Below are 13,901 nucleotides of genomic sequence, written 5' to 3'. Positions count from 1 at the left end.
GTAGCTAAAAAAATACCACTTCAAAAAGTGGTATTTAATCAAATATTAAAGCTCTTTTTAGCAGCCTTCGTAGGCATCAATAATAATTTGTTTTAGTTCACTAATTAATGGTTCTTTCGGATTAGCTGTTGTACATTGGTCTTCATATGCTAATTCAGCCATACGATCAACTGTACTATCTAGGGTTTCTTTTGTAACACCTTGAGCTTTCAAACTCATATTAATGCCACAACGTTTACCTAATTCAGTCACTTCTTTCACTAATGATGCGACTAATTCCGCATTGGTTGTCCCTGGTAAGCCTAAGAAACGAGCCACATCTGCGTAATCTTGATCTGCTCTAAAGTACTCATATTTAGGGAATAATGCGTGTTTTGATGGATCTTTAGCATTATAGCTAATAATATGTGGCAATAAGATTGCATTCGTACGACCATGTGGAATACCATACTCTCCACCAATTTTATGCGCAATTGAATGACAAATTCCTAAGAACGCATTAGCAAACGCCATTCCAGCCATTGTTGAAGCATTGTGCATGCTTTGACGATTATCCAATGTTGGATTTTTAACCGAATCTTCTAAATTATCGAAAACAAGTTTAATGGCTTGTAAACTTAAACCACGCGTATAATCTGAAGCCATAACTGAAACATATGACTCTAAAGCGTGTGTTAAAACATCCATACCAGTATCAGCAGTGACTGATGCTGGGACACTCATAACAAATTGTGGATCAATAATCGCAACATTTGGTGTTAATGCATAGTCAGCTAATGGATATTTAACGTGTGTTTCACTATCCGTAATAACAGCAAATGGCGTTACTTCAGCACCTGTACCAGATGTTGTTGGAATACAAACCATTTGAGCTTTTTTCGCTTTTGGTAATTTATATGCACGTTTACGGATATCTAAGAATTTTTGTTTTGCGCCAAAGAATGATGTTTCTGGGTGTTCATAGAATAACCACATTCCTTTAGCAGCATCGATTGCTGACCCACCACCAATAGCAATAATTGTATCTGGTTCAAAATCACGCATCATTTTAGTTCCAGCGTAAACAGTATTTGTTGAAGGGTTAGGTTCAACATCTGAGAACATCGCAAATGTTACTTTATTATCGCGTTGGAGTAATTGTTCAATAATTTTATCTGCATAACCAAACTGTACCATACCAGGGTCACAGACGATAAAGACACGTTCCATTCCTTCCATTTGTTGTAAATACTGTACAGAGTTTTTCTCAAAATAAATTTTTTCAGGTAGTTTAAACCATTGCATATTATTTCTCCGTTTCGTCACTGTTTTCGTATTAATCAAATTAATCGCTGTGACATTTTTAGATACTGAGTTCTTTCCATAAGAGCCACAACCTAAAGTTAATGAAGGAATCATTTCATTGTAAATATCGCCAATACCACCTTGGGCTGCTGGTGAGTTAATTAAAATACGACAAGCATTCATACGTAAACCAAAAGCTAAATGTAATTCTTCATCTTCTGAATGTAGTACTGCGGTATGACCTTCGCCACCTAACTTCAGCATATTTTCACATAGTTCTAATCCATGTTCAGTATTATTAGCTTTCATCATTGCCAAAACTGGTGATAATTTTTCACGTGATAGTGGATATTCAGCTCCTGCACCCTCTAATTCAACAATTAAAATTTTAGTACCTTCTGGAACGTCAATACCAGCATCTTTAGCAATTGATACTGCTGAGTGACCAACAATTCTTGGATTAACAGCAGTTTTCGCTTCGTTCATTACAGCCGCTTCGACTTTTTCTAATTCATGAGGTTTTACAATGTAAACTTGATGTGCTTCAAATTCTTTTTTCACTGCATCATAGACTTCTTTATCAACAATCACTGCTTGTTCTGATGCACAAATCATACCATTATCAAAAGATTTTGATGCAATCAAATCATTCACAGCGCGCTTAATGCGAGCTGTTTTTTCAATGTAAGCAGGCGTATTACCAGGTCCAACACCTAACGCTGGTTTACCAGTAGAGTAAGCTGCTTTAACCATTCCAGCTCCACCAGTCGCTAACACAATTGCTACACCTTCGTTATTCATTAATAAGTTTGTCGCTTCGATAGATGGGTGTTCAATCCATTGCACACAATCTTTAGGTGCTCCTGCTGCAACCGCTGCGTCACGAACGATACGTGCCGCTTCTGCTGAACATTTTTGAGCGCTTGGATGGAACGCAAAGATAATTGGATTACGAGTTTTAATCGAAATCATTGCTTTAAAGATTGTAGTTGATGTTGGATTAGTTGTTGGTGTCACACCACACACCACACCAACTGGGTCAGCGATTTCAATGATTTCTTTTTGTTCGTCTGAACTAATCACGCCGACAGTTTTATCATTTTTAATGTTATTCCAAATACTTTCAGAGGCAAACATATTTTTAATCGCCTTATCTTCATAAATTCCACGACCAGTTTCCTCAACTGCCATTTTTGCTAAGGGCATGTGTTTATCTAACGCTGCCATTGCCATTTCGTGTACAATGTAATCAACTTTTTCTTGATCGAACGTTTTCATTTCTTTTAAAGCACCTTGCGCTTTGCTCACTAATTCATTAATTGTTTTTTCAACTGTATTTACTTTACTCTCAACGTTAATTTCTTTATTATTAGCCATTTTAAGCCTCCTGAGATGTTTGTATTTTCTTTCACAATTAGAATATACCGTATTTTTTAATCATTGTAAACTCTTTTTGTGATATTTTTCACTTAATTATCAATGAATACGTTTTCTATCTAAAAAGTTAATTTTTTTATTGATTAATTTTATTTTAACTTTAACTATTTAGCCAGTTGTTAAAGAAGTCAGCTGTCTTTTGCATCGTTGGTGGTTTCAATAAGTGACGGTCTCCGATACCTGTATCAAAAACCATTTTCTCTCCATACAGTTGGGTTTGGTACCGACTAAAAAATTCATAAGCTTGTTGATAATCAATTTTTTCATCCTCAGTACCATGCCAAAAATAAAGCGGTCGGCCTTGAAGCTTCTCAGGTTGCCGGCTTAAATCATAGTTATCTGTCCACGACAATAAATCAGATAAATCTTTTGGAACACTAATTTTCCGTTCTTCTAATACACGCTGCATCTTTTGGATAAATGCTTGATAATTCGGCGTTCCCATCAAAATCGCTGCCGCTTTAATCTCAGGATGTTTAGTCAATAGTCCCGCTGTGGTCATTCCACCCATTGAAAAACCTGCTACACCAATTTGATTGTCCTTAATCAACCTTCTCTCTTGATAAAATCGAACGATTAAATCAAATTCACTAAGATTATGTTGTATACTCGACCAAAATGTAAATGACGGAATAGTGGAAATAGTTGCCAGTTGACGGTCGCCATGAAACATAGCATCTGGTAAGACAACTCGAATATTGTATTTAGCGATTTTACGCGCATTAGTTAGACCTAACTCTTTTGATGTCTGCCACCCATGATAGTAAATAACTAATGGCAAAGCGTTGTAATCTGCTCCTTCTGGGAAAACTTCTAAAATTGGCACATGGCTAATATGCCGCTTGATTGTTTTAAGTAGCATCCTCTTCACTCCTTTAACTTATTGTATTCAGTTTACGTGTTACATTTATCGAAAGCTATTTTCTTGTTTCTATATTAAGGATAATAAAAAAACGATAATCAAGCCGTAGCCCAATTATCGTCTCTATTTAATCATAAGATTGGATTAATCTTCTTTCTTCTCATCAGTGATAACTTCTTCAGTTTTTTCAACTGAACCATCTTCACCAATAACTTCAGTTTCTTTTACTTCATGAGTCATTGTTGTTGACGCTGGTTTAACTGTTTTGATGGCATTTTTTTCAAACTCTAATAAAATACCTTCACAATCTAATGTCACAGTACCTTTTGTTTCATCAATTTCACTAACAACACCGTAAAGTCCACCAATTGTGACAACTTCACTCCCAACCGCCATATTATTTAATAAATCTTGACGTTTTTGTTGTTGTTTTTTTTGTGAACGTGTCATCATAAACATCATCCCACCAATTAAAATTAATGGAATTAACATACCACCGATACCTGCTCCTGGCATTCAATACACTCCCTATTCTTTTAAAGTCATGATTAATTCTAACAAATTTTAGACAATTACTCTATATATAAAGCATTAAAGTTAAAATTTCTTTGCATTTTCTTCATTGAATCCATATTCTTCAAAGAATGCTTCACGGAATTCCAATAAATTATCATCCATAATCGCTTGACGGACTTGCTTCATCACATTTAGTAAGAAATATAGATTGTGATATGACGTTAAGCGCATGCCAAATGTTTCATCACATTTAATCAAATGACGGATATAGGCACGGGTATAGTTACGACATGTATAGCAATCACATTTTTCATCTAATGGACGAAAATCACGGGCGTATTGCGCGTTTTTAACGACTAAACGTCCTTTACTTGTCATACATGTACCGTTACGGGCAATTCGCGTTGGTAACACACAATCGAACATGTCAACTCCACGAATAACTCCATCAATTAAAGAGTCAGCTGTCCCAACACCCATTAAGTAACGTGGCTTGTGTTCTGGGATAAGCGGTGTTGTATATTCTAATATTGTATTCATCTCATGTTTCGTTTCACCCACTGATAATCCACCAATAGAGTAACCAGGAAAGTCCATTGCCACAAGATCACGGGCGCTTTGTTGACGCAAATCTTTGTAACCAGCTCCTTGAATAATACCGAATAGCCCTTGACGGTCAGCATTCGCATGTGCTTTTAAGCCACGTTCAGCCCAACGACTTGTCCGATCAATTGATTTTTTCACGTAATCATGGCTTTCATAAAATGGTGGACACTCATCGAAACTCATCATAATATCTGGTCCTAATTTATTTTGAATTTGAATCGCTTTTTCCGGTGATAAAAACATTTTAGAACCATTTAAGTGGTTTCTAAAGTGCACACCTTCTTCTTCGATACGACGCATGTCACTTAAAGACCAAACTTGAAAACCTCCTGAATCCGTTAAAATACCTTGATCCCAATTCATAAAACGGTGTAATCCACCTGCTTCTTCTACAATATCTTCACCAGGTCTTAACCATAAATGATACGTATTGCTAAGGATAATCCCCGCACCCATATCTTTTAATTCCTCTGGTGCCATTGTTTTAACCGTTGCTAACGTGCCAACTGGCATAAACATTGGTGTCGGAAACGTGCCATGTGGTGTAATAATTTCACCTAAACGCGCTCCTGTGTGTTTTTCTTTTTTTATCAGTCGATATTTAATCGCTGGTTCTGTCATCTATATCCCTACTTTCTTATTATTTAACAAACATGGCATCGCCAAAACTAAAGAAACGATATCTTTCAGTCACAGCATGTGCATAGGCCGCCAGTGTTGTTTCTCTGCCTGCAAATGCACTAACCAACATAATTAATGTTGACTTTGGTAAATGAAAATTAGTTGAAAAAGCGTCAACCAATTTAAATGTATAACCTGGTTTGATAAAAATATCTGTCCAACCACTATCTGCGTGAATCTCACCATTGAACTTGATGCCAATTGTTTCTAATGTCCGAATCGAAGTGGTACCGACTGCAACAATTCGACCACCAGCGGCTTTAATCGCACGTAATTCGGTAGCTGCTTCTTCTGTTAAACGATAAAATTCACTGTGCATTGTATGATTTTCAACATCATCAACACTAACAGGTCTAAAGGTTCCTAAACCAACATGCAGTGTTAGGTAAACCAATTTAACCCCTTTAGCAGCAATCTTTTCTAACAAATCTTTCGTGAAATGTAATCCAGCTGTTGGTGCTGCTGCTGAGCCATTTTCTTTTGCATAAACAGTTTGATAGCGGTCGTTATCTTCGAGTTTTTCTTTAATATATGGTGGTAATGGCATCTCACCAAGTGATTCTAATGTTTCTAAAAAAACACCATCATAGGTGAAGTCAATCATACGACCACCATGTTCTAACTCTTCCGTAACCGTTGCCATTAATCGTCCGTCACCAAACGAAATGACAGTCCCTTTTTTCGCACGCTTTGCTGGCTTAATCAGTGTTTCCCACGTGTCACCTTCAGTATTAGTTAATAACAACACTTCCAAGTGTCCACCAGTATCGGGCTTTTCACCATGTAAACGCGCGGGTAAGACGCGAGTATTATTCATCACTAGAGCATCTCCAGGATGAAGTTCATCAATAATATCTGAAAAATGCTTGTCTTGCATCTGACCAGTTTTGCTGTCTAATACCAATAATCGAGAAGATACTCGATTTTTCAAGGGTGTTTGTGCAATTAATTCCTCTGGTAAATAAAAATCAAAATCTGAAGTACTTAATGTCATTATCGTCACCTTTTCTTTTTTACAGTCTCCTGTTGTATTCTATCATCTTTACGCAAAAATAAAAACATATCAAGTAAGTAATTCACTGAATTCATATCAATCATCCAACTTATCTCGAATAGAAAAAGCCATTATGCGAAAATACGCAATAATGGCTTTTCCTGGTTATTAGTTTGAATAAAATTAATGTTTCGGATGATGAGTATCATGTGGGTGATTTAACTTCTCAGTAGCTTTTTCTTTTATATCTTCTGAGAATGCTTTCGTTTTACCCATTGCTTGATCTACCTTACCTTCAGCTTGTTTCATAGGGTCATGAGCCATTTTACCCGCCATTTCTTCCGCGTGACCTTTTAATTGATCACTCGAGCCAGCACCCATCATTTTATCAACAAATTGCGTAGTATTATTTGCAATGTCATTGACAACTTCTTTTGAGCCACCCACTAATTGGTCAACGATACCTTCAGCACGTAAATCATCATTGTCTAACTTATCTCCAGCAAATTCTTTCACTTTACCTTTGATTGTATCCTTATTATAATGTGGCTCTTGCATCTTTTTCCAAACAGCATAAGCAAAAACTGCACCTGCTGCACCAATAACTAATCCCGCTTTTTTCTTCATATATCGTCACCTTCCTGTTTATTATATGTAGATTATTATAACGCACTTTTAACAAAAAAGCTCATGAAACACCTTACACTTTCATTTAATAAGCTCATTTGTTTTATTTGAATGATGACGTATGACTCTCGTTACGTCAACTAAGTCTATTGTAACCTATAAAGAACCGTAAAACATTGTACCAAAGTCTGATATCTTGATTTATAGTATAAATAAAAGCCCTCTCATCATTGTGAGAGGGCCTAACTATTTAATTATTAAGCTAAAACTAATTCTTCAGTTTCTTCTAATTCATCTGTTTCAGCAGCCAAATATTTTAATTTGATTGCTTCTTGTCGTAACTCATCTCTAAAACGTGGATGGGCAATATTAATCAATGCTTCAACGCGCTCATTGATTGTCTTACCTTTCAAACGAGCTGCACCATATTCAGTGACAATATAATCAACATCATTTTTTGACGTCGTTACAGCCGCACCAGCGTACAATGATGGCACAATTGTTGAGACTGTATCATTAGCCGCTGTTGAATTCAAAGCAATGATACCAACCCCATTTTCTGCCATTCGAACACCTTTACCAAAGTCAGACTGACCACCTGTTGACGAATAATATTTATTTGGTAATTTTTCTGAGTTACATTGACCTAGTAAATCAACTTGGATGGTTGCGTTGATGGTATATAAGTTACCTTCTTTAGCAATTTCTCTAATTGAATTTGATTGGTTTACTGGTACAAAATAAATATCTTCATTTTTGTGTAACCATTCATATAATTTAGGTGTCCCCATCGCAAAGGTAGTCACTGTTTTTCCAACATACGTTTCTTTTTGAGTATTGTCTAATGAACCAGAATTATATAAATCAATTACTTTATCTGGTAACATCTCTGTATGAAAACCTAAACGTTTTTTCGTAGTCAAATTATTCATAACCGCTGACGGTACAGATCCGTAGCCGATTTGTAATGTTGCGCCATCTGGAGCTAAATCAGCAATAATTTTACCAATCGCTTCTGATTTTTCATCAATCACTGGTTCAGGGATAGTTGGTAATGGTTCACTACTTTCGATTAATGCTGTGACATCATCAATATGAACATGATGATTTTCGCCATATGTATACGGACAATTTTCATTTACTTCGATAATGATTTTTGAAGCTGAATCTAATAATCCTCCAACGTATGCGTTTGCTAAACCTAATGAGAAGTAGCCTTTCTCATCCATAGGTGATGCATTAAACATCAAAACAATTTCTTCTTCACGCATTTTAATTAAATCAACCGTGTCACCAAAATGGTTTGGTAACAACTCGACTACACCATCATTCATTAACTGACGGTCACCGCCTAAAAAGATTGAAATTTGTTTTAATTTGTCTTTTGGTAAATCATAAGTTGGTACATTCGTTAGCGTTCTGTAAAGTTTATTGTCATCAAGTCCTTCATATTGACACAATGCATCATGAAGTAATTTTGGTTCACCGGGGGCAATTGGGTAAACAACTGCATCTCCTGGGGATAAGAATTTTATTGCATCTTCTGGGCTCATCTTTTTTTCATTATACTTCGTTTGTAAGTCTTTCATTATGCATCCATCCTCCAATGATTGATTATTCCTTATTGATTTTTAAATGTTGCAGCACGTTTTTCAATAAAAGCTGTCATACCTTCTGTCTGGTCTTCAGTCGCAAATGTTAAGCCAAATAACTCTGCTTCTAAGCCAAGTGCTTGGTCAATTGGCATTTCATAACCAGTTTTGGCCGCTTCTTTAACGAATTTAACGGCAATCGGGCCTTTTTTAATGATTTTTTCTGCATAAGCTATTGTTTCAGCCAGAAGTGCTTCTGGTTCAAATACGCGATTAAATAATCCGATTGATAACCCTTCTTCAGAGCGGACATTAGCTGCTTCAAACATTAGTTCTAAAGCTTTCGGTAGTCCGATAATACGTGACAACCTTTGCGTGCCACCAAAACCAGGAATCACACCTAAATTAACTTCTGGTAAACCGGCAACTGCTTTGGTTGAAGCAAATCTCACATCACAAGCCATAGCCAACTCTAAACCACCACCTAGAGCATAGCCATTAATTGCCGCAATAACTGGAATTGGTAGCTCATCAATGGCACGGAAAACACGATTACCTAATAAGGAGAATTCACGTGCCTCAAGTGCTGTCTTAGCTGCCATTTCTTTAATATCGGCTCCTGCAACAAAAGCCTTCTCGCCAGAACCAGTAATGATTAATACACGGACTTCACGCATGTTTAATGACTGAACAGCTTGTTCAATTTCTTCTAACGTCTGTTGATTCAAAGCATTTAAACTTTGCGGACGGTTAATTGTTAATGTGGCAATTTGTTTATCTATTTCTAATAAAACTGTATTGTAGTGTGTCATCTTTGCTACCTCCGTTTAGTTATCGTACGTGTAGAATCCACGACCAGTTTTCTTACCTAAATAACCAGCAGCCACATATTTTTTCAATAATGGACATGGACGATATTTTGGATCGTTAAAGCCATCATACAATACTTGCATAATTGATAGACACGTGTCTAAACCAATTAAATCAGCTAATTTCAATGGGCCCATTGGGTGATTCATTCCTAATTCCATTACTTGGTCAATCGCTTCTGGTGTCGCAACTGATTGATACAAAGCAAATGCTGCTTCATTAATCATTGGCATTAAGACACGGTTAGAAACAAAACCATATGAGTCGTTAACTTCAACTGGAACTTTATTCATTTTTAGACTTAATTCGTGAATCACATCGTAAACATCATCACGTGTTTGAATACCACGGATAATCTCAACTAATTTCATGACTGGTACTGGATTCATAAAGTGCATTCCAATAAAACGCTCCGGATGACTAACTACGGCAGCTAAGTCCGTGATTGGTAATGATGACGTATTCGTTGATAAAATCACATCTTCAGAAACAATTTCATCTAATTCTTTAAAGATGGCTTTTTTAATCTCAAAATTCTCAACGGCAGCTTCAATAACTAATTGACAGCTAGCAGCATCTTTTTTATCCGTTGATAATGTAATTCGGTCTAAAACAGCTTGCTTTTCTTCTTCTGTTTTACGCCCTTTTTCAACATCACGTGTTAAGTTTTTCGTGATGTTTGCTAACCCTTTTTCAGCGAATTCTTGTTTCACATCATTTAAGATTACTTGGTATCCTGCTTGCGCTGATACTTGCGCAATCCCGTTACCCATTTGTCCTGATCCAATAACCATAATTTTTTCTAAGTTCATTTGTCTTACTCCCTTTAAATTTAATTTAATCGTTGTCGTTTCATTTAATGATGTTTAGTTATATTCACATTTGATTAATACGGCATCACCTTGTGCCGCACCGCTACAAATTGCTGCAATACCATAAACAGCTTTACGTCGACGCATTTCATGAACGAGCGTTCCAATAATACGACCGCCTGAAGCACCAATTGGATGTCCAAAGGCAATCGCTCCACCGTTAACATTAATTTTTTCTGATGGAATATCTAACATTTTTTGTGTCACTAAAGTCACGGCTGCAAAAGCTTCATTGATTTCAAATAAATCGATGTCAGCAATTGTTAAATCATGTTCTTTCAACAATTTTTCAATCGCATGTCCCGGTGCACTGGCAATTAAACGCGTTTCAACACCACTTTCTGCGTGTCCCAAAATTGTAGCTAAAGGTTGTATACCCAATTCTTTAGCTTTTTCTTCTGAAGCAATCATTAAAGCTGATGCACCATCATTTGTTCCTGGTGCGTTACCAGCTGTAATTGTATTTCCTTCTTTAAATAGTCCTTGTAGACGTTGTAAATCAGCTAATGTTGTTGTCGGGCGTGGTGCTTCATCCTTGGTTATAGCGATTGGCTCACCTCTACGTTGTGGCACTTCTACAGGAATAATTTCCTCTTCTAACACACCTGATTCCATTGCTTGACTTGCTAATTGTTGGCTACGTAATGCCCACTCATCTTGCGCTTCACGACTGATGCCATATTTCTCTGCACCGTAACCGCCATTAACCGCCATATGTTGATTGTAATAAGCATCCCACAAACCATCATGAACCATTAAGTCCACCATTTGTGAGTTAAACATCCGTTGTCCCCAACGTAAGTCTTTTGAAGCAAAAGGTGCATCCGACATACTTTCCATTCCGCCAGCTAATACCACATCTAAATCACCTGAACGAATCATTTGATCCGCTAATGTTACCGCACGCAAACTTGATGCGCATACTTTGTTAATTGTTTCTGACCCAATTGACCAGTCTAATCCAGCTTTAATTGATGCTTGACGCGAAGGTATTTGGCCCACGCCAGCTTGTAATACTTGCCCCATCACAACATAATCGATTGCATCAATAGCAACACCACTTTTTTGAACAGCTGCTTTCATAGCTGTTGCGCCTAAATCTACAGCTGGCACATCTCTAAATACACCACCTAATTTTCCAAACGGTGTACGTACCGCACTTAAAATTACACTTCGAGTCATTTTAAAATTCCTACTTTCCTGATAGTCTAAAATTGGTATTTCCTTACAAAATTGTTATGATAGCAGTGTCAATAATTTGATTTGCTGACTTAACTTTGAAAGGATGGTTTTCATGTATTGGAAACATATTAATTTTCAACACTTAAATTATTTTTTAATCGCTGCCCGCCACTTAAATTTTTCGGAGGCTGCTGATGAGTTATATATTAGTTACTCCACACTTAGTAAGGCAATGACACGTTTAGAAACCCAATTAAATGTGAAATTATTTGAAAAAAACGGTCGAAACATTAAATTAACGAAACACGGAAAAATTTTATCTGGACATGTCACCTTGGCAATGACCCATTTAAAAAATGGAATGGATGAAATCGAACGACTCACACATCAAGAGCAGGGGGAACTCAATCTATCGAGTGTTTTTACAGCTTCTTCCTTCTATTTACCGCAACGACTTGCTCGTTTTAAAAATGAATACCCTAACATGGATGTCTATTTAACCCAAACTTCAACCCACAATATTTTGGCCAATATTATTGAGGGGACAATTGATGTTGGTTTTTGTGGTGAATTTGAGTTTGAAGATTATAAAGATGACATCAATCGGGAATTTCTCTATGATGATGAAATCGTTTTAATCGTCCCTAAAAGTCATCCCTTAGCGAGTAAAAAACATGTGTCATTCTCTGATATTAAAGACGAGGTATTTATTGGCTACAATAAATCTGCTGGAATGAATTACTCCATTCGTACAGCACTTGATCGAGTAGCTGGTCCCGAATTTCATTTAAAGACCCTCTATGCCATGAATGAAGAATCTGGCGTTATTGGGATGGTACGGTCGAATCATGGAATTGCCTTTGTTTCCACTCGGAATTCCCTCGATTACGAAGAGATTAAAATTATTGATGTAACAGACTTGTCCATCATTTACAATATCTATATGGTTTGGCAACGTTCTGAATATTTAACCAATAGTATTAATGATTTCAAAAACTTCATTATCGCAGACAATCAAAAGTTTAAAATTTAAAATTTGTGAGAAGCATAAAGCTTCTCACAAATTTTTTTAAACAAATGCACCCATACCAGTTAATGCACGTGATAAAATTAGAGCATTAATATCATGAGAACCTTCATAAGTGTAAACAGCTTCTGCATCTGCAAAGTAACGACCAACACCGTAGTCAATGTTAATGCCATTTCCACCACAGATTTCACGGCCTAAAGCGACTAATTCACGTAAATTTAACGCATTATGCATTTTATGTAATGAAGCATTAACTGTATCGAAATCGCCATTTTCTTGGTTTTCAGCCAAAATAACTGATAATGCGATGTTTGCTGCAACCTTAATTTCCATACGAGCGATTTTTTCTTGAACTAATTGGAATTTGGCAATCGGGCGACCAAATTGTTGACGGTCAGTTGCATATTTTAGCGTCGCTGCTAATGAACCAGCTGCTGTCCCTGTTGCAATATGTCCCACATCAACTCGTGAGCCTTGAAATACGCGTGTTACATCACCAAATCCTTTGATTTTAGGTAAAAATTGTGACTCATCAATTGTTGCATCTTCCATAATAATCTTACAGTTTTGAACTGGACGTAATGCCATCTTGTGATTAATCACTTCAAAACTAACACCTGGTGTGTCATGGTGTAAGATGAAACATTTAATTTCGCCATCAGCTTCATCACGAGCAAAGACAGGAATCACATCTGCCGTATTTGCTGCGCCTACCCAATATTTTTCACCATTTAAAATCCACTTACCATTCTCTTGACGAGCACTTGTTTTCAATCCTTTAGCAATATCAGATCCATTCAATGGTTCCGTTAAAGCAAAACAACCTGTTAATTCAAATTTTTCTAATTTAGGTAAATAGTGCGCTTTTTGCTCCTCAGTACCACCTTGTGAAATTACCGTATGAGCCATACGATGAATTGTATACGCTGTGGCAATCGATGTGTCTGTACGTGCCAACTCTGTGAATAAAAAGGCGTTATACATTTCACTGTAAGTTTCTTTTCCTTCACGACCTTCAAATAATAATGGATTATTCATCACGCCAACACGACTATATAAATCATACACCTGTGTTGGAAATTCTGCTTTATCCCAATACTCTGCAATAACTGGCTGAATGTCTTTTTCAAGTTCTTTTCTTAAATTGTATAAGACTTCAACTTCACCATCTGTTAATTTTTTTGATAGTCCTAATAAATCTTCAGGATATAATTCCTGTAACTTTTCTAATTTATTCATGTTAGTTCCTCCAATAAATTTTTAGCCTTTAAGCGCTTACAACAACATGATAGCAGATATTAGTTTGTAACGTACGGAAGATATTTCTATAAATTTTTAGTACTTTTCA

12 protein-coding genes are annotated in these 13,901 nt (G+C 36.5%); 1 reads left to right on the top strand and 11 read right to left on the bottom strand.

Features of this window, described 5'->3' with window-relative positions:
• Positions 1–57 precede the first annotated feature (57 nt).
• The 10 genes from adhE to BW732_RS07065 form a co-directional block, all read right to left on the bottom strand.
• Positions 58–2,661 carry a bifunctional acetaldehyde-CoA/alcohol dehydrogenase gene (gene adhE, locus BW732_RS07110; protein WP_077276094.1) on the bottom strand — a complete coding sequence of 868 codons (2,604 nt, stop codon included), beginning with the start codon at positions 2,659–2,661 and terminating at the stop codon, positions 58–60.
• Positions 2,662–2,821: 160 nt separating this feature from the next.
• Positions 2,822–3,583 (bottom strand): prolyl oligopeptidase family serine peptidase, encoded by a 762-nt coding sequence (locus BW732_RS07105; protein ID WP_077276093.1) that lies wholly within the window; start codon positions 3,581–3,583, stop codon positions 2,822–2,824.
• A gap of 144 nt (positions 3,584–3,727) precedes the next feature.
• On the bottom strand, positions 3,728–4,099 hold the full coding sequence (yajC, locus tag BW732_RS07100) for a preprotein translocase subunit YajC (protein ID WP_228414921.1): 372 nt from the start codon (positions 4,097–4,099) through the stop codon (positions 3,728–3,730).
• 81 nt (positions 4,100–4,180) lie between these two features.
• Entirely contained in the window at positions 4,181–5,326 is a 1,146-nt protein-coding gene (tgt, locus tag BW732_RS07095) for a tRNA guanosine(34) transglycosylase Tgt (RefSeq protein ID WP_077276092.1), read from the bottom strand.
• A 19-nt stretch (positions 5,327–5,345) separates the two neighbouring features.
• On the bottom strand, positions 5,346–6,380 hold the full coding sequence (gene queA / locus BW732_RS07090; RefSeq protein WP_077276091.1) for a tRNA preQ1(34) S-adenosylmethionine ribosyltransferase-isomerase QueA: 1,035 nt from the start codon (positions 6,378–6,380) through the stop codon (positions 5,346–5,348).
• 183 nt (positions 6,381–6,563) lie between these two features.
• Positions 6,564–7,007 (bottom strand): CsbD family protein, encoded by a 444-nt coding sequence (locus tag BW732_RS11615; protein WP_077276090.1) that lies wholly within the window; start codon positions 7,005–7,007, stop codon positions 6,564–6,566.
• 257 nt (positions 7,008–7,264) lie between these two features.
• Entirely contained in the window at positions 7,265–8,596 is a 1,332-nt protein-coding gene (locus BW732_RS07080) for an acetyl-CoA hydrolase/transferase family protein (protein WP_228414920.1), read from the bottom strand.
• A 32-nt stretch (positions 8,597–8,628) separates the two neighbouring features.
• Positions 8,629–9,411, bottom strand: coding sequence for an enoyl-CoA hydratase-related protein (locus tag BW732_RS07075; protein WP_077276089.1), 783 nt, complete (start codon positions 9,409–9,411; stop codon positions 8,629–8,631).
• Between the two features lie 15 nt (positions 9,412–9,426).
• Positions 9,427–10,281, bottom strand: coding sequence for a 3-hydroxybutyryl-CoA dehydrogenase (locus BW732_RS07070; RefSeq protein ID WP_077276088.1), 855 nt, complete (start codon positions 10,279–10,281; stop codon positions 9,427–9,429).
• A 54-nt stretch (positions 10,282–10,335) separates the two neighbouring features.
• Positions 10,336–11,523, bottom strand: coding sequence for an acetyl-CoA C-acetyltransferase (locus BW732_RS07065; RefSeq protein WP_077276087.1), 1,188 nt, complete (start codon positions 11,521–11,523; stop codon positions 10,336–10,338).
• 112 nt (positions 11,524–11,635) lie between these two features.
• Between BW732_RS07065 and BW732_RS07060 the strand changes: the two genes are divergently transcribed.
• Entirely contained in the window at positions 11,636–12,556 is a 921-nt protein-coding gene (locus BW732_RS07060; RefSeq protein WP_161485533.1) for a LysR family transcriptional regulator, read from the top strand.
• Between the two features lie 36 nt (positions 12,557–12,592).
• Here the strand turns inward: BW732_RS07060 and BW732_RS07055 are convergent, their stop codons facing one another.
• Complete coding sequence (locus tag BW732_RS07055) at positions 12,593–13,792, bottom strand: acyl-CoA dehydrogenase family protein (protein WP_077276085.1); 1,200 nt, start codon at positions 13,790–13,792, stop codon at positions 12,593–12,595.
• Positions 13,793–13,901: the final 109 nt, after the last annotated feature.

It is taken from the genome of Vagococcus penaei (assembly GCF_001998885.1).
In the GTDB taxonomy this organism is placed as follows: Bacteria; Bacillota; Bacilli; order Lactobacillales; family Vagococcaceae; genus Vagococcus; species Vagococcus penaei.
This window is presented reverse-complemented; position numbering and strand designations above follow the sequence as displayed.